Consider the following 22,160-nt stretch of genomic DNA (forward strand, 5'->3'; position numbering starts at 1 on the left):
ATTAATGCGATGCGGTCCGCAACCCGTCAACCCCTTCTCTGCAATTATTTTCGAAAAGTTCAGAAGTGCAAGAAAAAGCGGCAACAAGCCGCACTCTTCTCCGGCGAATAGAATAGTTAGTTATCCAATGAAAATATTTGTCACTGAATAGGAGCCTGGTCGTCGGCAGATCTTCTCGCCCTTCAGCCGATCAATTCTTCCGGCGTCAGGTGCCGCGCGCCCCAGGCGGTAGCCAGTCTCTCGCAGCGGCCAAGCCGTATCGTGCCGTGCTCGAAGTCGACGAATACGATCTCGTCCGCGTGAGGAGGCCGTGCCGCCTCATCTGTTGTGCGTCCATCGGTGAGTATCCACACCCAGCGCTGCTGCGCGGGCTTGCGCCGCGCGCTGCGCTCGAGCAGTTGCGTGGCGCACTGAACGCCCGCTGCGAACGGCGTACCGCCGCCACCGCCGACCGGCTCGAGCCATCGCTCGTTCCACCAGCGCGGCACGGCGGGACCGAAACGCAAATCCGCACCCGCTCCACCGAAGCAGACCAGCGCAGCTTCCGCACGCATCGCGCTCGCGCGGTCGAACAGCGCAATCAGCAAACCCTTGGCAAGCGCGAGACGCTCTCCGGCCAGCATCGAGCCCGAACAGTCCAGCACGAAGCAATGCAGCACACCGCCGCGCGGTACATCACGCATGAAGCGCAGATCTTCGGCACTCAGCGCGCGCCGCCGTTGTTTCCCCATCGCGGCGAATGTCTGCGGCCATGCGATACGCCGGCTCGAATTACCACGCATCTCAAGACGCGCATCGCCACGCGAACGCAAGACCGCATCCGCCTTTTGCCGCCATCGAAAACCGCTGTCCAACTCAGCGGCGGCGCCCTTCCGATGGCTCAGCGTTTTTTTACGTTGAGCGGGATAACGCCTTTGACGTGCGTCGTCGTGGCCGGCTGCGGTGGCAGATAACCCCAATCGCCTTCGCCGCGAGCGGCCTCGTCTGGCGAAGGTGAAGAGGAAGACGAAGGCGAATGCGCAGTCGAGCCCCGCTGCGACTCACGCGAGGACTCCGTCTCGCTATCCCGCGCACTACTCGCAGACGACGCTCCCCGCTCACGCCGCCGATGCATCAGCACCGCATCCGCGACGCGCTCGACATGCTGCGGCGTCACCGCGTCCGCAAGCTCGAACGCCGCGAGCGCACGTGCCGCGCGAAGCATCACGAGATCGGCGCGCAAGCCATCCACGGCGGCGTCGATACACAACGCACTGACGTGCGCGTGCACTGCGTCGTCGAAAGAAAGCTGCGGCAGCGCCTCGCGCGCCGCATGAATCCGCTCGACGTACCGCGCCTGCTCCTGCGCATAAGCCGCACGAAAACCAGCAGCATCCAGATCGAACGCGAGCCGTGCCTTCACGATCTGCTCACGCACGCGCGGCTCGAAACAGTTTTGCAACTCCACCATCAGGCCAAAACGGTCGATCAATTGCGGCCGCAACTCGCCCTCTTCAGGATTCATCGTGCCGATCAGCACGAAGCTCGCCTCATGACTATGCGATACGCCATCGCGTTCGACGGTATTCACGCCGCTCGCCGCCGCATCGAGCAACGCATCGACGAGCGCATCGGGCAGCAGATTCACTTCGTCCACATACAGCACGCCGCGATGCGCCTTCGCGAGCAGCCCGGGCGAGAAGCGCACGGAGCCGTCGCGCAGCACCGTTTCAATATCGAGCGTGCCGATCAAACGATCCTCGCTTGCGCCGAGCGGCAGGTTCACGAGTTGCCCTTCCGGCAGCAACTCGGCGAGCGCACGCGCTGCCGTCGATTTCGCCGTGCCGCGCGGCCCGCTGACCAGCACGCCGCCGATGCCCGGATCGATCGCCGCGAGCAGCAATGCCTGCTGCAACGCGGGCTGTCCGATCAACGCGGCAAACGGAAACGCGGGTCTTTTCTGCGGCGCGCCGTCGCGTGCATCGTGCGTGGCGGCATTCATGATTGCATTCCTTCGATCTGCTGTTCGCTCGCGAGCAGATGCTGTTCGACCTGCGCGCGATAGTCGCCAGGCGCCTGCCACAAACCGCGCTGCATCGCTTCGAGCAGACGCTCGCAAATCGAATGCAGCGCATGCGGATTGTGCTGTTGCAAGAACTCGCGCGTGTCGCGATCGTTCAGATAAGCATCGGCGACGAGCGCATATTGATGATCCGCGACCACGCGCGCGGTCGCGTCATAGCCGTAGAGATAATCGACCGTGGCCGCGATTTCCGAAGCGCCCTTATAACCGTGGCGCTTCACACCGTCGATCCATTTAGGGTTGACCACGCGCGAGCGGATCACGCGCGCGATTTCCTCATGAAGCGTGCGAACGCGCGGCGCGGCCGGATTGCTGTGATCGGCGTGATAGACGCTCGGCTGATTGCCCGCGAGATGCCGCACGGCCGCCACCATGCCACCCTGAAACTGATAATAGTCGTTCGAATCCAGCAGATCGTGCTCGCGGTTGTCCTGATTCTGCAAGACGACATCCATTGCGGCGAGGCGTGCGCCGAACGCCTGACGCGCCTCTTCGCCCGCACTCTTCTGCGTGTACGCATAACCGCCCCACGCCTGGTAAGCATTCGCGAGGTCCGCGTCGGTCTGCCACTGTTGCGAGTCGATCATGTCCTGCAAGCCCGCGCCATACGCGCCGGGCCGCGCGCTGAACACGCGCCAGCCGGCGCGCTTGCGTGCTTCGGCGGCGTCCATGCCGCGCGCGATCAACGCATCGCGTTCACGCAGAACACGCGCGCGAATCGGATTGAGCTCCGCGGGTTCGTCGAGTTCGGCGACGGCCTGCACTGCCGCATCGAAGAGGTGCATCACGTTGGCGAAAGCGTCGCGGAAAAAACCGGACACGCGCAACGTGACGTCGATACGCGGGCGGTCGAACGCTTCGATCGGCATGATCTCGAAGTCGGTCACGCGATGGCTGCCAGGCGCCCACTTCGGCCGCACCCCGAGCAGCGCAAGCGCCTGCGCGATGTCGTCGCCGCCGGTACGCATGGTCGCGGTGCCCCATACGGAAAGACCGATCGCGCGCGGATAATCGCCGTGTTCCTGCAGATGCCGCTCGATCAATTGCTGAGCCGACTTGAGCCCGAGCGACCAGGCGGCTTGCGTGGGAACCGCGCGCGTGTCGACCGAATAAAAGTTGCGCCCTGTGGGAAGCACATCGGGCCGGCCACGCGATGGCGAACCGCTCGGCCCCGGCGGCACGAAACGCCCTTCGAGGCCGCGCTTCAGATGCAGCATTTCCTGGGGGCCGCATGCGTCGAGCCGCGGCAGCACGTCGTTGCGCAAACGTTCGAGTACGCGTGATGCTTGCGGCAGGCTGACTTCGGCGAAAGCGTTTGAAGCGTCGCCTTGCTCCTTGCACATTGCACGCAGCATGTCGGCTGCGAGCAGTTCGAGACGCTCGCGCGTATCGCCGCAATGCCGCCACGGCGCGTCGCTCACGCGTTGCAGAACATCGGAACGCGGACCCGTCCATGCCGCCGACCAATCGACAGACAACGGATCGAAGAACCGATCGATGTTCAGATCGCGCGCCAACGCATCGATCAAACCTGCGTTGCCGCCTTGCCCATCGCCGACGGGAAAGCGCCCCAGCGCGAGCAACGTATCGCGCCGTTGCACGCCGTGCGGCGATTGACCGAACGTATGCAACCCATCGCGAATCTGCGCCTCTTTCAATTCGCAGAGCCACGCATCGACGCGGGTCAACAGCACATCTTCATCGTCCTCGCCGTTCGGCTCCGACAGGCTCAGCTCTTCATGCAACCTGTGTTCTACGATGGTCGCGAGAATCGTGCGGCGCAACAGCTTCGAGCGGCGCGGATCGACCATCAATGCTTCATAGTATTCATCGACCTGGCGCTCGAGATCCTGCAGCGGCCCATAGCTTTCCGCGCGCGTGAGCGGCGGCATCAGGTGATCGACGATCACCGCCTGCGCACGGCGTTTCGCCTGGCTGCCCTCGCCCGGATCGTTAACGATGAACGGATACAGATGCGGCATCGGCCCGAGAATCAGATCGGGCCAACAGGTGTCGCTCAATGCGACGCTCTTGCCCGGCAGCCATTCCAGGTTGCCATGCTTGCCGACATGCACGATTGCGTCGATGCCGAACTGATGACGCAGCCAGAAATAGAACGCCAGGTACGCATGCGGGGGCACCAGTTCGGCGTCGTGATAGCTCGCGTAATCGCCCTGGTCGCGTGAACGCGACGGCTGAATGCCGACGAACACATGACCGCAGCGCCAGCCCGAAATCATGAAACGGCCGCGCCGCACGGTCGGGTCCTGGTCCGGCGGCCCCCAACGCGCGTTCAGCGCATCGCGCGTCTGAGCAGGCAGCGCATTGAAATGCGCGAGGTAGTCGCCAAGCGCAAAGCTTTGCAAAGCGGGCCGCAGATCGCGCACGACGGGATCGTTCGTCACACCTTCGGTCAGCTTCTTCAGCAGCGCGTCGCCGCCTTCGGGCACGTCGGCCACGCGATAACCTTCGTCGCGCAGCATCGACAGAATGCCGACCACCGACGCCGGCGTGTCCAGCCCGACGCCATTGCCGATGCGTCCCTCGCTCATCGGATAGTTGGCGAGAATCAGCGCGAGCTTCTTGTCCGCGTTATCGAGCGAACGCAGCCGGCACCAGCGGCGGCTCAGTTCAGCGAGAAAACGCACGCGTTCGACATCCGGCTGATAGCGGACCACGTCGACTTCCGTATGCGGACAACGATAGGCGAGTCCCTTGAAACTGATCGCGCGCGTGATGATGCGGCCGTCCACTTCCGGCAGCGCGATATGCATGGCGATGTCGCGCGAATTGAGGCCCTGGTTGTCCTTCACCCAGTCGTCGCGATTGCCGCCGCTCAGGATCACTTGCAGCACCGGCGCATCGCCTGCGAGCGCGAGCGGCTCCGGATCGTCGATCGCAGACGCGGCGAACGCAGTGGTGTTGAGCACTAGCGCGGCATCATGTTGCGCGCACAACGACTGCACGACTTCCCGGCTCATCGCATCTTTCAGCGACGTGATCGCAATCGGCAGCGGGTTCATGCCTTCGGATTCCAGCGCGTCGATCAGCGCATCGAACACCGCGGTATTGGCCGCCTGGAGATGCGCCTTGTAGAACAGAATCGCGGCAACGGGCGCGGCATGCCGCCAGCGCGCCTGCCAGTCGGCGATAGTCGGCGTATCGCATGCGGGATGGTAGAGCGACGCGGCTGGCAACGCGCGCGGCGGCGCCGGTTCGCGGCCCCACCCAAGCGCGCGATGCGCGATGCAGCGCAGGAACGCCTCGGCGTTCTGCGGCCCGCCTTCGCGCAGATAGCGCCACAGTTGATGGCAGAGATCGGCATCGGCGGTACTGCGTGCGAGCAGGTTCGGATCTTCCTGCAGATCGCCGGAGAACATCGCGAGCGTCTGCTGTTTGCGCTCGGCAAGCGCGACCACCTGCTCGATGCCGTATGGCCAGTACGCCTCGCCGCCAAGATGATCGACCACGACGACGCGCGCATGTTGCAACACGTCTTCGACGTAAAAGTCCACGGAGGCCGGCTGCCGCAGATACGTGACATTCGCGAGGCGCACGCTCGGAAAGCCGTCGCCGAGACGGGGAAACGCGCTCGCGAGCAACGACAGCGTCGTATCCGCGGAACTCAGAATGACGATGTCCGCGGGCCGCTGATCGATGCGGATCACGCCTTGCGTATCGTCGACGAAACCGCCCGGCGTGGTGCGCAGCAGATGCATGTGTCTATACCTGCTTACGTCTGTTGCGCGGCGACAGCGGCTGCAACGCCGAGCCCCGCGTCGAACGCGCGTTGCAGCGCAGCCTGGTCGAGGTCTTCACCGATCAGCACGAAGCGGCTTTCGGCGCCTTCGCCTAGTTCTTCCAGTTCACCTTGCTGCCAGCGTCGATCGAAATAACTATCGAAGCGCCGGCCCACGCCTTGAACGACGAGCCGCATCGGCGCGCCCGGCAACGCCGCGAAACCCTTCACGCGATAAATCGTGTTGTTTTCCACGAGTCCTTGCAGCGCGGCGATCACCGCTTCACGCGACTGTGCCTTTGCATTCACGACCACCGAATCGAACTCATCGTGATGATGATTGGCGTCGTCGGCCGAACCGTGGTGATCGTGGCGCAAGTGAATGGTTTCCTCCGACGCCGCTTCAAGCCCGAACAACGCATGCAGATCGAGTTCGCCTTTATGCGCGCGCACGATCTTCACCTGCGGCGGAATTTCGGCGCGAATCACGGCTTCGACCGCGTTCTGGCCTGCTTCGTCGAGCAGATCGGTCTTGTTCAGAATCACCAGATCCGCAGCCGACAACTGATCCTCGAACAATTCGTGCAGCGGCGACTCGTGGTCGAGATTCGGATCGGCCTTGCGTTGCGCGTCGACAGCAAGCGGGTTTTCGGCGAACTGACCGCTTGCCGCAGCGGGTCCATCGACCACCGTAATCACCGCATCCACAGTGAAACTGTTCTTGATCTGCGGCCAGTTGAACGCCTGCACGAGCGGCTTCGGCAACGCGAGCCCCGACGTTTCGATCAGCACATGGTCGATCTGCTCACGGCGCTCGACGAGTTTTTCCATCACCGGAAAGAACTCTTCCTGGACCGTGCAGCACAGGCAACCGTTCGCCAGTTCATACAATTGGCCTTCGGTCTCGACGCCGTTTTCATCGCAACCAATGCCGCAACCTTTGAGGATTTCACCGTCTATGCCGATCTCGCCGAACTCGTTGACGATCACCGCAATGCGCTTGCCGCCCGCGTTCCGAAGAATGTGCCGCAGCAACGTCGTCTTGCCGCTGCCGAGAAAGCCCGTGACGATGGTGACGGGAATCTTGCGCATCTGAACTTGCATGGTGAGTCCATCCGTGAGAGTTGCATCTGCTGGCCGGCCGAATCACGCGCTTTGCGCATGACGTCGCATCGCAAAACGCGGGGACGCACGACGGCCTTGCCGCTACACCAGGGAAACGCAGAATACGGGTATGAGGTCATGAGCGCAGCGCCGCTTCCCCGCGGCGTTCGCCCTTCGTGTTCCGGCCGGTATCCGGGCTGGCGAAAGCGCCGCTTCCCCTTCCCGGACGAGTGATTTCTCGCCCAGTGGTGATATGCCGACGCGGCCTTGCGCGTGGACATCGAAGCCGGCTCCGCGGCGCCATGCAAACCGCCATGACGTCGCTTTTCGCTTACCGTTGCGGGGGCAGCACAGGTTGACCCGATCCATGCGAGGCGGGCGCCCTGTTTCCCGTTTAACTGCATGCGCACGAGCGCGCACACGAGCACCAGAAGTGCGTGCGAGTGTAGGCCGCGCGCCTTGCGCCGTCAAGAAAACGCAAGCCCCGCACGCTTATCGGACGGGCTTGCCGTGTGCTATCGTATGCGCGCGTCTGGTGCCCGCACATGCGCTCGCGTGTGCAGTTAAACGGGAAACAGGCAGCGCGCTTGCGCTCAACCTGTGCTGTCCCCGCAACGGTAAGCGACCGGCGGCGCGATTATTTTTTGCGCCGCACATGCGTTTTCAGTGCCACTGTCCAGCACATTCGAACGAATGTGGGCGGGAAGGCAAAGCGCATGAGGCCGCCAGCCCGGATACCGGCCAGACGCGGAGGCGGCCGTGCGTTCTCAACGTCACGCCGCCGGCCGCCGGAATCCGCGAGGGACGGATGTGAAGGCGCTCAAGCACGACTTAGGGAAGCGGTCTGCAATCCGCGTTTGCTGTCGTGCGCGAATGCACAGTTTCGAATGACTTCAATTTCCATCACATTGCGTGTATGTCGACGCTGCATGATTGCATGTGCGCCGACGCGGCGCATGCCGCGATGAAACGCGCATGGCTGATCGGCGCAGGCCCCGGCGACGTCGAACTGATGACGCTGAAGGCAACCCGCGCGCTCGCGCAAGCCGACGTGATACTCGTCGACGATCTGGTGAACCCCGACGTGCTGCAATTTGCGCGCGCCGATGCGTGCATCGTGTATGTCGGCAAGCGCGGCGGTCATCCGTCGACGCCGCAACACGGCATCGTCGAACAAATGCTCGCGCATCTGAACGAAGGGCGCAGCGTCGCGCGACTCAAAGGCGGCGATCCCTTCGTGTTCGGCAGAGGCGGCGAAGAGCAACAGGCACTGCATGCCGCGGGCGTCGATGTCGAAATCGTCAGCGGCATCACGGCCGGCATTGCGGCGCCGGCGGCCATCGGCATTCCGGTCACGCACCGCGATCATGCGCAAGGCGTCGTGTTCGTGACCGGCCACGGCGCGGGCACGAGCGAGCCGGATTGGGCCGCGCTCGCCGCCACGCGCATGACGCTCGTCATCTATATGGGCATGCGGCGGCTAAACGACATCGTCGGCGCGTTGCTGGCAGCGGGCATGTCGGCACAGACTCCGTGTGCCGCGATCGAATCCGCAACGCGCCCCGAGCAGCGGCATGCGCTCGCCACACTCGGTGATTTCGCCGATGCCGTCGCGCGCGCGGGACTCGGCTCGCCCGCGATCGTGGTGATCGGCGGCGTGGCGTCGCTGGCGAAGGATGTCCGATGAAAACGCTTAGCGTGGGCATCGGTTGCCGCTTGCAGACGTCGGCGGAAGAAATCGAAAACGCTGTGCGCGCAGCGCTCGGCTCGCATTCATTCGAAGACATCGCGGCCGTCGCCTCGATCGAAACCAAAGCGCAAGAACCCGGCTTGCTTGCGTTCTGCGCGCGCCACAAATTGCCGCTGCAACTCTTCACTCGCGAGCAGATTGCCGCGCTGCATGTCGCCGAGCCGTCGGCGGCGGCGCGCGAGCATCTCGGCGTCGACGGCGTCTGCGAACCTTGTGCGTTGCTTGGCGCGTCGATCCACGCTGCTGCTCACACGCCCTATCTCGTCGCTCGCAAAACCGTCCACGCGGGCGTCACCGTGGCGATTGCATCGACCGAACACGCGCTGCCGCGCAGCGCCACCTTCACTGACCAGGACCTTCCATGAAGACCGACCCCGAATCGCATCAACGCATGACCGAACGCCGGCGCGAAGGCCACGAAAAGAAACAGGCCAACGCGACCGTCGAAAAGGGTCTGCTGATCGTCAACACCGGCACCGGCAAAGGCAAGACGACCGCTGCGTTCGGCATGGCCGTGCGCGTGCTCGGCCACGGCATGCGTCTTGGCGTCGTGCAGTTCATCAAGGGTGCGCTGCATACGTCCGAGCGCGACTTTCTCGGCGCGATTGCGAATTGCGATTTCGTCACGATGGGCGACGGCTACACCTGGAACACGCAGAACCGCGACGCCGACATCGCGACCGCGCGCAAGGGCTGGGACGAAGCGCGCCGGATGATCGAAAGCGGCGACTATCAGATGGTGATCCTCGACGAGCTGAACACCGTGCTCAAGTACGAGTACCTGCCGCTCGACGAAGTGCTGTCCGTGATCGCCGCGCGTCCAGAGATGCTTCATGTGGTCGTGACGGGCCGTCATGCGCCCGAGGCGCTGATCGAAGCCGCCGACCTCGTCACCGAAATGCGCATCGTCAAGCATCCGTATCGCGAGCAAGGCGTGAAAGCGCAGCGCGGCGTGGAGTTCTGAACGTGCCCGCCTGCCCCGCGCTCTTCATCAGCGCGCCCGCGTCGGGCCAGGGCAAGACCACGATCACCGCGGGTCTTGCGCGCTACCATCGGCGGCTCGGGCGGCGCGTGCGTGTCTTCAAGACCGGGCCCGACTTTCTCGATCCGATGATTCTGGCGCACGCGAGCGGCGCGCCGGTGTTGTCGCTCGATCTGTGGATGGTCGGTCAGGACGCGTGCCGCAATCTGCTTGCCGAGGCGGCGGCCGAAGCCGATCTGATCCTGATCGAAGGCGTGATGGGTCTGTTCGACGGCACACCGAGCAGCGCCGATCTCGCGAGCGCTTTCGGGGTGCCCGTGCTCGCCGTCATTTCTGCGAAGGCGATGGCGCAGACCTTCGGCGCGGTCGCGTTCGGGCTCGCGAATTTCAGGCCGCACGTGCCGTTTCATGGCGTGCTCGCTAACCGCGTCGGCTCGGCGCGTCACGCGCAGATGCTGCAAGAAGCGTTGCCACCGACGCTGCGCTGGTGCGGCCACCTCGCAGCAAGCGATGAAATCGAATTGCCCGACCGTCACCTCGGCTTGCATCAAGCGGCCGAAATCGACGACCTCGACGCGCGCCTCGAACGCGCCGCCGATGCGCTCGCCGATACGGCGTTAGCCGACCTGCCGCCCGCCGTCGAATTCGGCGCGCCCACGCCGCTGGCGCTGCCGCCGCTTCTGCAAGGCAAGGAGATCGCCATTGCGCGCGACGCAGCGTTCTCGTTCATCTATCCGGCCAACGTCACGCTGCTGGAAGCACTCGGCGCGCGCGTGCAATACTTCTCGCCGCTCGCCGACGAGCCGTTGCCCGCGGGCACGGACGCTGTGTATCTGCCCGGCGGCTACCCCGAACTGCACGCGGCGGCGCTCGCCGCCAACATGCGCAGCGCCGCTGCGGTCCGCGCGCATGTGGCAAACGGCAAACCGCTCGTCGCCGAATGCGGCGGCATGCTGTATCTGCTCGATCGACTCACCGACACGCAAGGCGTCAGCACGCCGATGCTCGGCCTGCTGCCCGGCCACGCGACGATGCAAACGCGTTTCACCGCGCTCGGCATGCAGCAGATCGACAGCCTGCATGGCGTGATGACCGGTCACACGTTTCACTACTCGAAGGTGAGCACCGCGTTAGTGCCGCTGCGCTCGGCCACGCGGCCTCAAGGCGATGCGCCCGGCGAGGCGCTATATCGCGCCGGCTCCATCGTCGCAACTTATATGCACGCTTACTGGCCCTCCAACCCGGCTTTCGCGGCCGCTCTCTTCAATGGCCAAGCCTTTTAACGACGCCGACCGCGATGCGGTCTATCGCGCGATCCACGAACGCCGCGACATGCGCCATTTCGTGCGCGATCCCGTCGATGCCGCCGTGTTGCAGCGTCTCCTCGACGCCGCGCATCACGCGCCGAGCGTCGGCTTCATGCAGCCGTGGCGGATCGCGCGCATCACCGATCCCGCGTTGCGCGCCGCGCTGCATGCAACCGTCGAAAGCGAACGGCTTGCCACCGCCGACGCGCTCGGCAAACGCCGCGAAGAGTTCATGAAGCTGAAAGTGGAAGGCATGCTGGAATGCGGCGAGCTGCTCGTGATGGCGCTGATGGACGGCCGCGAGCGGCACGTTTTCGGCCGACGCACGTTGCCGGAGATGGATCTCGCGTCAGTCGCGTGCGCGATCCAGAACATGTGGCTCGCCGCGCGCGCGGAAGGCCTCGGCATGGGCTGGGTGTCGCTCTTCGACGTCGATGCGGTACGCCGGCTTCTGCATATGCCCGAAGGCGCGCGGCCGGTCGCGATACTGTGTCTTGGGCACGTCGACCGGTTCTATAGCGAGCCGATGCTGCAGACCGAGCGTTGGGCGGATCGCATGCCGCTCGCCGATTGTGTGTTCGAAAACCGCTGGCCTGAGAACCTCTAAGCGCAGCAGCGGCGTTACTTTTTAAGCGGCTCGACGGACACGACATCCGGCACGCCGCGCGCTTTATCCATGCGCAATTTGACGCGCCAGTCGGCCGGTGCGTCGAAGGGAAATTGAGCCAGCGCGCTTTTGATCAGCGACGGCGTCGCGCGCAGCGGATCGGCGTCGCGATCCGTGCTGGCCGCGCTCACTTTGTAGATCTCGCGTCCGCTCGCGCGCTCGAAAAAACGCAGCGTCAGCGTATGCCTATACGCACGTGCCCCGAACAGCGAGAACGGTGCGCCGCTCTGCGGACCGCAATCGCCGGCCGTGCAGTCGCTGCGATCCACGCCGATTTCGGCGGGACGCGTTTCGTATCCGACTGACAGCACGTAGTGCGCGGGACGGTCAGCGGTATCGGCAAAGCCCTGCTTCGCCAGCTCGTCTCGCAGTTGGGTTTCGACCTGCGCGTGGTCGCTCTGCGCACCCTGCGCGCCCTGCGTCGGCATGCGCGCGAAGCTATAGGTCCGCTCGCCTGGCAGTGCAGTTGCAGGCGTGGCGGTATGCACGTCGGCGTGCATGCCGGTGCAGCCGGCGAGAGTCGCCGCCGTGAGCAGCGCGCCGATAAGGATCGCATTCAGCCCTTTCACCGCTTTCACCGCTTTCACCGTTCTCTCCTCGCTTCGATAGGTTGCGTGCTCACACGCCATGAAGAGGCCTCGTGGGCAACTCCGATTGTTCGTCGTCCAGTGCCGGCAGGCGGATCGTTACCGCCGTGCCGCGGCCAGGCGCGCTCACGACCTCGACATCGCCGCCGTGGCGGGTGACGACTGTCTTCACGAAGGCCATGCCGAGCCCCGCGCCGCCCACGTCGGGCCGCTCGGTTTCATGGAATCGCCTGAAGCGCTCGAACAAGCCGGCCTGCTGTTCCTCTGGAATGCCATAACCCTCGTCGCGGATCGTGCACGACACGCCGGCAGACTTCACATACGACAGCTCGCAGGCGATGCGCGTATCCGATGGACTATATTTGACCGCGTTGTTGAGGATGTTGACGAGCGCGCGCGTCATCAGCGAACGGTCCGCGCAGATCCAGTGGCCGTCGTTGTCGTTCTCGTCGCGGCCGCTGCGGCCTGTCGCGCTGTCCGTTCCCGTATCGAGCGCGATGCGCTTCGCGTGCGCCTGCGGCCAGACTTCGTCGCTCGCGTCGATCATCAGCTCGGCGAGATTCACCGGCTCCAGCATGTAGGTTTGCGATTCGGCGCGCGCGAGCTGCACGAAGTCATCGGCGAGCGTCAGCGCGCGTTGCGCATAACGTTCGATGCGCTCGAGCACGCCGCGCGCGAGCGCCGGCGTCTCGCGTGCGCGCTCCATTTCGACGAGCGCGAGAATCGACGCCTGCGGCGAACGCATGTCGTGCGACAGCAGCCGCAGCGCGTCTTCGCGTTGACGCTCGGCTGCGTGCAGCGCCGACACGTCGACGAGACCCGCGATCCAGCCGGTCGTCTCGCCTTGCGCGTTGGTGCAGTTTGCATAGCGCAGCAGATGATCGCGTTCGTCGGCGTCGCGCACCTCGACGCCCTGCGCCATCAGCGCGGCGAATTCGCTGCGCGCGGGATCGAGCAGCGCGGGCCAGTGTGCGCGCGCGAAGAGCGTTTGGTCGGCGTCCGACGCCGCGCCGCTGTCGATCGCTTTGACGAGCGTCAGCCCGCCGAGCACGGCCTGCATCGCGCGTCCTTCCGGCATGGGCGCGCCGAGCCGCGCGAAATGCGCCTTGGCGGCATGATTGGCGATCAGCACGATGCCGCGCACGTCGCTGACGAGAATCGGCTCCGGCACGCTGTTCAGGCTGTCCCACACGAAGCGCTTCATGTCCTGCACGCGTTGCGCGGCTTGCGCCATCAGCGCCATGTGCTGCTCCAGCACGTCGCCGCCGAATTCGCGGCGGCGTTGCGGCGTCTGCGGAGTCTGCGGCAGCAGGTGCGGTTCGTCGGCGAGACGCTGCAGTTCCTTGCGCAGATAGGCCATCGTCATTTCGAGGCGACGCCAGTTCCAGATCGGATAAACGACGACCACGCCGATGATCGCCGGCACCGGCGACAGCCACAGCCGCGCGCCGTAGAGCAGCACGGCGCTGCCCGTCAGCGCGATCACGCACAGCGCGCCCGTGAGCAGCAACGAGCGGCGCGGCGACAACACGAGGAAACCGGCCAGCAGCGCGGCAAGCGACACCAGCGACACCGCGAACAGCAACCATCGCGCGGCCGGCAGGACCTGGCGACCGGTCAGCAGCGTATCCAGCACGTTTGCATGAATGTAGACGCCGGGCAGCGGCCCCAACTCGCCGGACACCGGCGTCGCGAACCGGTCGTAAAGGCCCGATGCGGTCACGCCGATTACGACGATGCGGCCACGCAGTTTATCCACGGGGACGTCGCCGGCAAGCACGCTCGCGAAGCTCAGCTTCGCATAGCGCTGCGCGTTGCGGCTGAATGGGATGAGGAAGCGGCCGTCGGTGGATGCGTCTTGGTTTGCGTCGGGGTTTGCGTCGGGGTTTGCGTCGGGGTTTGCGTCGTTGCTTGCGTCGCCGCGCGCTGCGCTCGCCTGGTTCATCGGCTGCGGATTCAGCACAAACGCGCCCCGCTGCGCCGCCCTTGCGACCGTCACCATCAATTGCGGCCAGCGCGCGTCGGCGTCGCCTTCGAACTGGGCGACGCTGCGCACGATGCCGTCGCTGTCCACCTCGAGGTTGATATGCCCGAGGCCGGCCGCGGCGCGCGCAAGCGGCGCGACCGGCTCGACGACCACGCGCGGCGCGTCGCGCCCCGCATCTTCGAGCAGCACCGGCAGATAAGTCGGACTCAGCGCGATCGCGCGGGCAAGCGCGGCGTCGTCGGCATTGGGTTCTGTGAAGAGCACGTCGTAGACGACGGCGGCAGGCTTCGCTCTCGCGATCTGCTCGAGCAGCTTTGCATGAACGCTGCGCGGCCACGGCCAGCGACCGAGTTCCGCGACGCTTTCATTGTCGATTTCAAGCACGACGATGTCGGGCAGCACCGGTTGCGCGCGCCAGCTCAGCAAGTGGTCGTACACCAGGTGATCGACGCTCGCGCTCATGCGTCCGATCGAACAGAGCAGGATCACGATGAGGCCGAGGCTCCCGATCGCCGCCCATTCGATCAGAAAACGCCGACCCGCGCGCCGTCCGAGACGGGCGCGCGGGTCGAGGCTCAGGCGCGTAGATGTGTTCAGCAAGGCGTGCGCGTAGGGTCTGTTGGGCGTGCGAGTCCGGGAGCGTATCGTATGCGGCTCCGTGAATCTACCAGCGAATCCGCCAACGTCAGCGCGCGAGCGTGAACGAGCGGACCGCGCTCGTCGTCTCGTAGAAGCGGCCGTTGTCGAACTGCTCGGCGACGATCGTCCAGTAATAGACGCCCGGCGGCAGATCGCTCACCACCAGTTGACCGTCCGTCAGATCAGCGCGATCGACGATCGGATGACGCAGATCCGCTGTCGTCGCCATGACGAAGCGAAAGCGCGTTTCGCCCGACGCCGGCGCGCGGCTCACGAACCAGCGGAACTCGTACTCGTGACTGCCGGCGCGCGGCGCGGCGGACGCCGTCAGTCCGAACTGACGCCGCTCGAAGCCATACACCTGCGGCAAACCTTCGAGCCCGTTTGCGTCGATGGCGGCGATGCGCAAGAAATACGTGCCGTCGGCGAGATCGCCAAAGTCCGCGTGCGGCGTGCTCACGCGCAGGTCGCGAATCAGGTCGAGCTGGTCGGCGTCGCGCGAAATCTGCACGCGATAGGCCGCGGCCTTGCGCGCCGTCTCAGCGGAGCCACCGGCGGCGGCCGGTATCAGATCGAAGGCCACCGTCTTGCCGTCCTGCACGCGGGCCGGTTGAACAAGCGCGGGCGCGGCGAGCAGTTCGACTGCTTCGCCTGGCGCGCCGCCGGCTCGCGTGACGCTGCCAAAGCGCGCCGCCAGCAGTTGCGCCGACGCCTGCAACGGCAGGCCGGGTGCAGGCGCACGTGACAGAGCCGAATCGGGATCGACGCCGACCGCGCCATCCAGCACTTCGACGGCGGTGGTTTGCGCGTCGCCGTCGTAAGCGACCCGGAAGTGCGTGCCGCGCACGCCCGCGACCACCGACGGCGAGCGGATCTGAAAGCGGTCGTCTTTCTTCGTCGCGTGCGTGACCTCGCTTTCGACACGCCCACGGCGCAGCTCGAGTTGCCGGTCGCCCGCGCCCGTCAGTGCGGTTCGCCGCAGCTTGCCGATGTCGAGCATCGCGTCGTCGGTCAACGTCACGTGCGAGCCGTCGGACAGTTCCAGCGTGACGAAGCCGTTGGTTCCGGTGCGGATGCGGTCGCCTTCGCCGAGCATCTCGCCCGCCGCAAGCGGCACATACGGCCCCTTGCCGAACGCATGTTCGGCGGGGCCGCTCGTCGCAATCACGCGCGCGGTTTCCGCGTCCTGTTTCAGTTTGTCGGCGGGCAGGCGCAGCGCGACGCCGGCGTGCATGCGACGCGGCGCGGGCACGTGGTTCAGGCGGCTTAACACCGCCCAGTCGCCGCCGTCGATCAGATAGCGGCTCGCGATTTCATAGAGCGTGTCGCCTTCGCGCGTCACGTAGGAGACATAGGCGGGCGGCGCGGCTTTCGCGCGCTGCCTGGGCGCGCGCGAAGACTGCGCGTGCGCGTCAGGCGGTGCGAAACAGGCAATCGCGAGCATGCCGGCTGCCGCGAGCCACGCGCTCGCGCGGCGGCTCGCCGACGCTGCACTGCCGCGCTCCGCCGCGGCAAGATCGACGGCAAAGGTCACGCCTGCCCCGCTTCCCGACGGTCGGCCGCGGCCGGCGCGTCGCTCGCGGATTCGAGCCGTTCGAGCCGGTAGCCATAGCCGTAAATCGGCGTCAGACGGTAGCCGTGTTCGGGGCGCAGACCGAGCTTGCTGCGCAGCATCGAGACGTGCGTGTCCATCGTGCGCGACGGGATGTCGGTCGCCTGCTTCCAGATGACGTCGAGAATATGCGCGCGCGACAGCGGCCGGCTCAGATGCTGGAACAGCAGGAGCGCGAGCTCGAACTCCTTCTGCGTGACCGCGACCTTCGTGCCGCGCACCACCACATGCTTCGCGTGCAGGTCGAATTCGAACTCGCCGAACACTTCTTTCGCCGACGGCGGCTTCAGATGATAGGCGCGCCGCAGCAGCGAACCGACGCGCGCAAGCAGCACGGCGCCGGAGACCGGCTTGACGACGTAGTCGTCGGCGCCCGTATTCAGAATCGACGTGATGTCGCTTTCATGGCCGCGGCTCGTCATGAACAGGACGGGCAAGCGCTCCGACAGACTTTCTCGCACCCAGCGCAAGACATCTTCGCCGGACATGTCAGGCACGTTCCAGTCGAGCACCAGCAGATCGAAGGTCTGGCGCCGCAACTGCCGCACCAGTTCGCGACCCTGGCCATAGGCATGACAGACATGGCCCGCCGCCGACAGCGTTTGGCAAACTAGATCGGCCTGCGCCGAATCGTCATCCAGGACAGCAATTCTCATAAAACCCCGCAACGCGACTTACGTTTGTTCGTCATCTATAACTGGGGCCAGCGCACGAGCACCGTCAAACGGTGCCGCAAACCGGCGGATCGGCCGGGATGCCGGTGCTCGCTGGCACCGACGATCCGGCTTTCCACTCATTTCGAAGTTTCTTCCACTTTCTTTCAACTAATGGTCCTTCGCCTCGCGCCCCGTAAAGCTGTTGCCGCCCCGTCTCAAAATTTGTGCGCATTTTCTTTGATTTAGGAGCGGCGATTATCAAACCGGCGATAATCATAATCGAAAAAACGCGCGTTTATGCTCGCATCATTAAACGTCGCGGCAGCGGCGGCCTTTGCATTGCATCGCCCTTTCGAGCAACGCTTTGGCACCGCTTAGGTACCGTTTTGGGAGCCGCCTGCATGCCGCAAAATGCCGCCGAATGCCGTTCGGTGCGGCCTTGCGCGCCGCTCCGACGTTTTTCGTTTTTGCCTCTCAGGTGCTGCCGATTAGCGCTTCGCCCACTGGGCTCGCTATTGGATTAGTTGGTCTCTCTCGCGCGGTGCTGGCCCCGCCGCCTTGCTTTTCAAACCGCGGCCGGGAACAGAAAACAGCGCGGAAACAGCGATTTGACATTCGTGAGTCAGTATAGGAACTGTCTCAAAATAAATCGTTTAAGCTTTGTCAAATCCGCCAGGCGTTGCCGGCGCCACCGCTTATCGCCGTTGTTGCGCGCAATTAGCCCGCGTGCAACTCCACCACCCCGCGCGCCTCCCGGCTCAGACGACGCACCGCCTGAGGCGGCTGCCCGATCGTGCGCAGGAACGCGCGCCTCATTCGCTCGCGGTCCGTAAAGCCCACTTCGTCCGCGATCACATCCAGCGACAGGCGGCCCTTTTCCAGCATCAGCCGCGCCGCTTCGACGCGCAAATGCTCGACCGCTTTCGCAGGCGACTGCCCCGTCTCGGCGCTGAACGCGCGGCTAAACTGGCGCGGGCTGAGTCCCGCCACCTCGGCGAGTTCTTCGACGGTCAATGCGTTGCGCAGATTGGCGTTCGCGTGATCGATCGCCTTCTGGATCTTGTCGGACTTCGGGTCGAGGTCGAGCAAGGTCGAGAACTGCGACTGCCCGCCCGCGCGCCGGTGGTACACCACGAGCTTGCGCGCGACCGTGCGCGACACGTCCTGGCCGTGGTCCTTCTCGATCATCGCGAGCGCCATGTCGATGGTGGCCGTCATGCCCGCGGACGTCCAGATCGGCCCGTCGACGATAAAAATCTGATCTTCCTCGACGGCGATCTTCGGAAAGCGGCGCTGCAGATCGTTCGCGAACCGCCAATGCGTGGTGGCGCGCCGGCCGTCGAGCGCGCCCGCTTCGGCAAGCACGAACGCGCCTGTGCAGGGCGCTGCGATCCGCCGCGATGTTTCGAGCGAGCGTCTGACGAACGCGGTCAGCGCGGGCGACCGGAGGTCGATGTCGACGCCCGATCCGAACATCACCGTATCGAATGTGGCGTCGCCGAAAGGCTGGGTCTCCACCCGAATTCCCGCCGACGACGGCACGAGCCCGCCCGTCTCCGACAAGAGCGTTATGTCGTACGCCGGCTCGTCGAGCACGCCGTTGGCGAGTTCGAACGCCGTGACGGCCGCAAAACCCATCAGATAGAAGTTGGGAAAAACCACAAAACCGATCGTATGCATGCGTGGCTCCAGCCATGTCCTGAATTGATGGTATATACGACATTTGAGACGCGGTCAACGAAGGCTATGCTTGGTCTATGCATCGCGCCGGCCGTCCGGCGCAGACAGGACCGCATCGCCGCGCCAGGGCCGCGCGGCCGTGCATCGGAACGCAACAGGCTGGCTAAAAAGTAGAGAACCTTCACATGGACCGTCGATTACTGATACTCGCGCTCGGCATGTTCGCGATGGGCACCGACAACTTCGTGGTCGCCGGCATTCTCCCCGGCGTGGCGGCCTCGCTGCATACCTCGGTCGGCGCGGCCGGCCTGATGGTGACGTTTTATGCGCTGACCTACGCGATCGCCGCGCCGGTGATGGCGGCCGTCGCCGGCGCATGGCCGCGCAAGCCGCTGCTGGTTGGCGCGCTGAGCGTTTTCGTCGTCGGCAACGCGATCAGCGCGATGGCCACCGACCTGCACTGGGTGCTGTTCGCCCGCGCGCTCGCAGGCTTCGGCGCCGCGCTCTTTTCGCCTACTGCGTTGGGCGTCGCGTCCGCGCTCGCGTCGCCCGAAAAGCGCGGCCGCGCGCTCGCCACGGTGACGGCGGGCCTGACGGGCGCGACCGCGCTCGGTTCGCCCATCGGCACGTTTATCGGCGGATTCGGCACCTGGCGAACGACGCTGTGGTTCGTCACGCTGCTCGGTCTCGTCGCGATGATCGGCGTGTGGACGATGCTGCCCTCCGTCGCGCAGCCGCAGCCGATCAAATTGCGCGACCGGCTCACGCCGGTCCGCGACACGCGCGTCGCGCTCACGCTGCTCACATCGCTGTTCGCGTTCGGCGGCTTCCTGATGGTCTACACCTACGCGGGCGTCGTGCTCAATCGCGTGACGCACGGCGACGAGCGCATGCTCGCCGGCCTGTTCCTGGTGTGGGGCGTGGCGGCGACGGTGGGGAATCTGCTGGCCGGACGCCTAGTGGACAAGTTCGCGAGCCGCCACATCATCAATGCGATGCTGTGCATTGCCGCGATCAACTTCTGCGCGCTGCCGTGGACTTCGGCGCACGTCGTCAGCGCTGTCGTTGCGCTGATCGTCTGGGGTCTCTGCGGATGGGGGCTCATCGTTCCGCAGCAGCACCGGCTCGTGCAAGTCTCGCCGCAGGTCGCGCCGTTGCTGCTCGCGTTGAACAACACGGCCACGTATATCGGGCTCGCGTGTTCGGGCGTGCTCGGCGGCGTCGTGCTGCAATCGACGGGCGGGCGTTATCTGAGCGTCGTGGCCGCCGCGCTGATTGCGCTCGCGTTGATCCTCGCCGAGGCGGCGTATCGGCGGATCGAACGGCCGCAAGCAGCGCATCGCGCGGCGCCCCGTCGCGAGACCGAGGCGGCGTGAGCCTGGCAACGGTGGTTCGTTTGCGTCGATAATCGCGATTTTCCGCTCATGCGGGATAGCCCGCGCGGATCGCTGCGCAATCGAATCGAGGAACGCATGGACCGCTTGACTGGCATGGCCGTGTTCGTCGCCGCCGTCGACGAAGGCAGTTTCGCGGCGGCAGCGCGCCGCTTTGGCCTATCGGCTGCGATGGCCGGCAAGTATGTCAGCGCGATCGAAGCGCAATTGAACGCGCGGCTGCTTCAGCGCAGCACCCGCCGCTTAAGCCTGACCGATGTCGGCCACGCGTATTACGAGCGATGCAAGCGCATTCTCGACGCTTATGACGAAGCCAACCGCGAAGCCAGCGACGCGCACGGCATCGCGCGCGGCGTGCTCAGAGTCGCCGCGCCGGTCACGTTCGGAGCGATGCACCTGGGCGAAGTGCTCGCGCGATACATGGAGCAATTCCCGCACGTCAACGTTGAAGTTGCGCTGTCGGACCGTTACGTCGATCTGCTGGAAAGCGGTGTCGACGTCGCCGTGCGGATCGGTCGCTTGCGTGACTCCGCGCTGATCGCGCGGCGGCTCGCGCCCTGCCGCATGGTGATCTGCGCGTCGCCGGACTATATCGCACGCAACGGCATGCCGCGCAGCCCCGACGACTTGCGGCAAGCGCCGCGGCTCACGTTCAGCGAAGCCGTGTCCGTCGGCGACTGGACGCTCTTCGACAGCGAACGACGCGCGCACGTAATCGACGGGCCCTGCCGGCTCGCCGCCAACAATACGCAGATGCTGCTTGCAGCCGCGCTCGCCGGTGCGGGCGTCGTCTACGGACCGACGTTCGTATTCGGCGAGCAGATCGCATGCGGAAAGCTCGTCGAACTGCTGCCCGAGTATCAGGCGTCCGAGCTCGCGATCCAGGCGGTCTATCCGAGCGCGCGCCATCTGCCGCTGAAGGTGCGCCACTTCCTCGACTACCTCGCGGCTGCTTTCGGCGACGAGCCGCCGTGGGATCGCTTCAGGCAAGCACCGCCGGCACGCCCGGGCCAGCGCCGCTCGCTCGCTACGAAGCGCCCAGTTCGCCAACGAACTGCCGGATGATCGCCGCAAGCGCCGACGGCGCTTCGAGTGGCGACAGATGTCCGGTGCCCGCCAGCACTTGCAGACGCGAGCCGGCAATTCGCGGCAGCAACTCCGCGCGCAACGTGTCCACGCGATCGACCTGATCGAGTTCGCCGGCCACCACGAGCACGGGCACGTTGATCGAGCTGACCTCGTGCGTGATGTCCTCGAGCATCGCGGCGTTCGGCCAGGCTGCTCTCGCTTGCGGCGCACCACGCAGGCTGTCGGCAATCACCTGCTCGCGCAGCGCCGGCGTGAGTGGATTCGCGCTCAGCACGTTATCCAGCACCCATTCGATCGATTCACGCGAGTCGTACGCCGCCGCCATCGCGGCGCGCTGCTCGTCGGGAAGCACCATCGGCGAAGGCGGCGACGGCGCGACGAGCACGACGCCCTGCAGTCCTTCGGGCCTGCGCGACGCGAGCAGTTGCGCGACCTTGCCGCCCATCGAGTGCCCGACGAGCACATAGCGCGAGAGCTTCAGTGCTTCGATGACATCGTGCGCATCGTTGGCCAAGTCCGCGATCGTATAGCCTTGCTCGGGCGCCGCGGAATTGCCCCATCCGCGATGGTCGACGGCAATGCTCCTGTGCGCGCTCGACAGTTCGCCCACAACCGCGTCCCACGTGCGCGACGATCCGCCCCAGTAGTGCAGAAACACGAGTGCCGGTTCGCCGCTGCCCCGCTCTCTGACATGAATCGTTGTTGCCCTCGTCCGGATATCCATAGCAATGCTCCTTGCCAATGCTCGTTGCGCGTAAGTGAACGGTGCGGGCTTGCCTGCAACCGTGGCCACATTGTGGATTTCGTCGAGCCATCCGATAAGCGCTGTTCTTCTTTATACGGTCGATCGCCGCGCGATCGGATCGGACGTGGAGCGAACGCCGGCGCAAGGCGTCGCGCGCAAA

General features: G+C 65.2%; 17 protein-coding genes and 2 riboswitches. Of the genes, 7 read left to right on the forward strand and 10 right to left on the reverse strand.

The genetic code is table 11. The features are described from left to right. Positions 1–182: 182 nt before the first annotated feature. From BGRAMDRAFT_RS18255 to cobW, 4 genes are all read right to left on the reverse strand, one after another. A complete protein-coding gene (locus tag BGRAMDRAFT_RS18255) occupies positions 183–782 on the reverse strand; it encodes a vWA domain-containing protein (RefSeq protein WP_044021377.1) in 600 nt (199 codons plus the stop codon). A gap of 98 nt (positions 783–880) precedes the next feature. Continuing rightward, the gene (locus tag BGRAMDRAFT_RS18260; RefSeq protein WP_006050284.1) at positions 881–1,981 is read right to left on the reverse strand and encodes an ATP-binding protein; all 1,101 of its coding nucleotides are present in this window, start codon (positions 1,979–1,981) and stop codon (positions 881–883) included. Then, on the reverse strand, positions 1,978–5,781 hold the full coding sequence (cobN, locus tag BGRAMDRAFT_RS18265; protein ID WP_006050285.1) for a cobaltochelatase subunit CobN: 3,804 nt from the start codon (positions 5,779–5,781) through the stop codon (positions 1,978–1,980). Before cobN ends, BGRAMDRAFT_RS18260 begins: the two co-directional genes overlap by 4 nt. 14 nt (positions 5,782–5,795) lie before the next feature. After that, entirely contained in the window at positions 5,796–6,905 is a 1,110-nt protein-coding gene (gene cobW, locus BGRAMDRAFT_RS18270) for a cobalamin biosynthesis protein CobW (protein WP_006050286.1), read from the reverse strand. Positions 6,906–7,071: 166 nt separating this feature from the next. Further along, positions 7,072–7,352: riboswitch (cobalamin riboswitch) on the reverse strand. A 69-nt stretch (positions 7,353–7,421) separates the two neighbouring features. Then, a riboswitch (cobalamin riboswitch) is annotated at positions 7,422–7,665 on the forward strand. A 204-nt stretch (positions 7,666–7,869) separates the two neighbouring features. Here cobW and cobA point away from each other — a divergent pair. The 5 genes from cobA to bluB are packed head-to-tail and all read left to right on the forward strand — an operon-like array spanning position 7,870 to position 11,551. Further along, positions 7,870–8,592, forward strand: coding sequence for a uroporphyrinogen-III C-methyltransferase (gene cobA / locus BGRAMDRAFT_RS18275; RefSeq protein ID WP_044021378.1), 723 nt, complete (start codon positions 7,870–7,872; stop codon positions 8,590–8,592). Continuing rightward, complete coding sequence (locus BGRAMDRAFT_RS18280; protein ID WP_006050289.1) at positions 8,589–9,020, forward strand: cobalamin biosynthesis protein; 432 nt, start codon at positions 8,589–8,591, stop codon at positions 9,018–9,020. Before cobA ends, BGRAMDRAFT_RS18280 begins: the two co-directional genes overlap by 4 nt. Beyond that, positions 9,017–9,619: a cob(I)yrinic acid a,c-diamide adenosyltransferase gene (cobO, locus tag BGRAMDRAFT_RS18285; protein WP_006050290.1), complete on the forward strand. Its 603-nt coding sequence runs from the start codon at positions 9,017–9,019 to the stop codon at positions 9,617–9,619. The genes BGRAMDRAFT_RS18280 and cobO overlap by 4 nt, the downstream gene beginning before the upstream one ends. 2 nt (positions 9,620–9,621) lie before the next feature. After that, positions 9,622–10,920 (forward strand): cobyrinate a,c-diamide synthase, encoded by a 1,299-nt coding sequence (locus BGRAMDRAFT_RS18290; protein WP_006050291.1) that lies wholly within the window; start codon positions 9,622–9,624, stop codon positions 10,918–10,920. After that, the gene (gene bluB / locus BGRAMDRAFT_RS18295; protein WP_006050292.1) at positions 10,904–11,551 is read left to right on the forward strand and encodes a 5,6-dimethylbenzimidazole synthase; all 648 of its coding nucleotides are present in this window, start codon (positions 10,904–10,906) and stop codon (positions 11,549–11,551) included. The genes BGRAMDRAFT_RS18290 and bluB overlap by 17 nt, the downstream gene beginning before the upstream one ends. 14 nt (positions 11,552–11,565) lie before the next feature. On the opposite strand, the gene BGRAMDRAFT_RS18300 is transcribed toward bluB, so the two are convergent. From BGRAMDRAFT_RS18300 to BGRAMDRAFT_RS18320, 5 genes are all read right to left on the reverse strand, one after another. Next, entirely contained in the window at positions 11,566–12,240 is a 675-nt protein-coding gene (locus BGRAMDRAFT_RS18300; RefSeq protein WP_006050293.1) for a DUF4136 domain-containing protein, read from the reverse strand. After that, a complete protein-coding gene (locus BGRAMDRAFT_RS18305) occupies positions 12,230–14,785 on the reverse strand; it encodes a CHASE2 domain-containing protein (protein WP_006050294.1) in 2,556 nt (851 codons plus the stop codon). The genes BGRAMDRAFT_RS18300 and BGRAMDRAFT_RS18305 overlap by 11 nt, the downstream gene beginning before the upstream one ends. 85 nt (positions 14,786–14,870) lie before the next feature. After that, complete coding sequence (locus tag BGRAMDRAFT_RS18310) at positions 14,871–16,358, reverse strand: FecR domain-containing protein (protein ID WP_006050295.1); 1,488 nt, start codon at positions 16,356–16,358, stop codon at positions 14,871–14,873. Further along, on the reverse strand, positions 16,355–17,092 hold the full coding sequence (locus BGRAMDRAFT_RS18315; RefSeq protein WP_006050296.1) for a response regulator transcription factor: 738 nt from the start codon (positions 17,090–17,092) through the stop codon (positions 16,355–16,357). Before BGRAMDRAFT_RS18315 ends, BGRAMDRAFT_RS18310 begins: the two co-directional genes overlap by 4 nt. A 717-nt stretch (positions 17,093–17,809) precedes the next feature. After that, positions 17,810–18,772: a GlxA family transcriptional regulator gene (locus tag BGRAMDRAFT_RS18320; RefSeq protein WP_006050297.1), complete on the reverse strand. Its 963-nt coding sequence runs from the start codon at positions 18,770–18,772 to the stop codon at positions 17,810–17,812. A 185-nt stretch (positions 18,773–18,957) separates the two neighbouring features. Here BGRAMDRAFT_RS18320 and BGRAMDRAFT_RS18325 point away from each other — a divergent pair, with 185 nt between their 5' ends. Both BGRAMDRAFT_RS18325 and BGRAMDRAFT_RS18330 read left to right on the forward strand, forming a co-directional pair. Further along, complete coding sequence (locus BGRAMDRAFT_RS18325; RefSeq protein WP_006050298.1) at positions 18,958–20,148, forward strand: MFS transporter; 1,191 nt, start codon at positions 18,958–18,960, stop codon at positions 20,146–20,148. Between the two features lie 96 nt (positions 20,149–20,244). Further along, positions 20,245–21,231 (forward strand): LysR family transcriptional regulator, encoded by a 987-nt coding sequence (locus tag BGRAMDRAFT_RS18330; RefSeq protein ID WP_006050299.1) that lies wholly within the window; start codon positions 20,245–20,247, stop codon positions 21,229–21,231. Here BGRAMDRAFT_RS18330 and BGRAMDRAFT_RS18335 read toward each other — a convergent pair. Next, positions 21,194–21,979 (reverse strand): alpha/beta fold hydrolase, encoded by a 786-nt coding sequence (locus BGRAMDRAFT_RS18335; protein WP_006050300.1) that lies wholly within the window; start codon positions 21,977–21,979, stop codon positions 21,194–21,196. The genes BGRAMDRAFT_RS18330 and BGRAMDRAFT_RS18335 overlap by 38 nt on opposite strands. Between the last annotated feature and the right edge of the window lie 181 nt (positions 21,980–22,160).

The organism is Paraburkholderia graminis C4D1M (assembly GCF_000172415.1).
In the GTDB taxonomy this organism is placed as follows: domain Bacteria; phylum Pseudomonadota; class Gammaproteobacteria; order Burkholderiales; family Burkholderiaceae; genus Paraburkholderia; species Paraburkholderia graminis.

Bases quoted from the DNA above. Each gene is read 5' to 3' on its own strand.
- BGRAMDRAFT_RS18255 (WP_044021377.1), bottom strand. From the start codon at position 782: ATGCGTGGTAATTCGAGCCGGCGTATCGCATGGCCGCAGACATTCGCC.
- BGRAMDRAFT_RS18260 (WP_006050284.1), bottom strand. From the start codon at position 1,981: ATGAATGCCGCCACGCACGATGCACGCGACGGCGCGCCGCAGAAAAGA.
- cobN (WP_006050285.1), bottom strand. From the start codon at position 5,781: ATGCATCTGCTGCGCACCACGCCGGGCGGTTTCGTCGACGATACGCAA.
- cobW (WP_006050286.1), bottom strand. From the start codon at position 6,905: ATGCAAGTTCAGATGCGCAAGATTCCCGTCACCATCGTCACGGGCTTT.
- cobA (WP_044021378.1), top strand. From the start codon at position 7,870: ATGAAACGCGCATGGCTGATCGGCGCAGGCCCCGGCGACGTCGAACTG.
- BGRAMDRAFT_RS18280 (WP_006050289.1), top strand. From the start codon at position 8,589: ATGAAAACGCTTAGCGTGGGCATCGGTTGCCGCTTGCAGACGTCGGCG.
- cobO (WP_006050290.1), top strand. From the start codon at position 9,017: ATGAAGACCGACCCCGAATCGCATCAACGCATGACCGAACGCCGGCGC.
- bluB (WP_006050292.1), top strand. From the start codon at position 10,904: ATGGCCAAGCCTTTTAACGACGCCGACCGCGATGCGGTCTATCGCGCG.
- BGRAMDRAFT_RS18300 (WP_006050293.1), bottom strand. From the start codon at position 12,240: ATGGCGTGTGAGCACGCAACCTATCGAAGCGAGGAGAGAACGGTGAAA.
- BGRAMDRAFT_RS18315 (WP_006050296.1), bottom strand. From the start codon at position 17,092: ATGAGAATTGCTGTCCTGGATGACGATTCGGCGCAGGCCGATCTAGTT.
- BGRAMDRAFT_RS18320 (WP_006050297.1), bottom strand. From the start codon at position 18,772: ATGCATACGATCGGTTTTGTGGTTTTTCCCAACTTCTATCTGATGGGT.
- BGRAMDRAFT_RS18325 (WP_006050298.1), top strand. From the start codon at position 18,958: ATGGACCGTCGATTACTGATACTCGCGCTCGGCATGTTCGCGATGGGC.
- BGRAMDRAFT_RS18330 (WP_006050299.1), top strand. From the start codon at position 20,245: ATGGACCGCTTGACTGGCATGGCCGTGTTCGTCGCCGCCGTCGACGAA.
- BGRAMDRAFT_RS18335 (WP_006050300.1), bottom strand. From the start codon at position 21,979: ATGGATATCCGGACGAGGGCAACAACGATTCATGTCAGAGAGCGGGGC.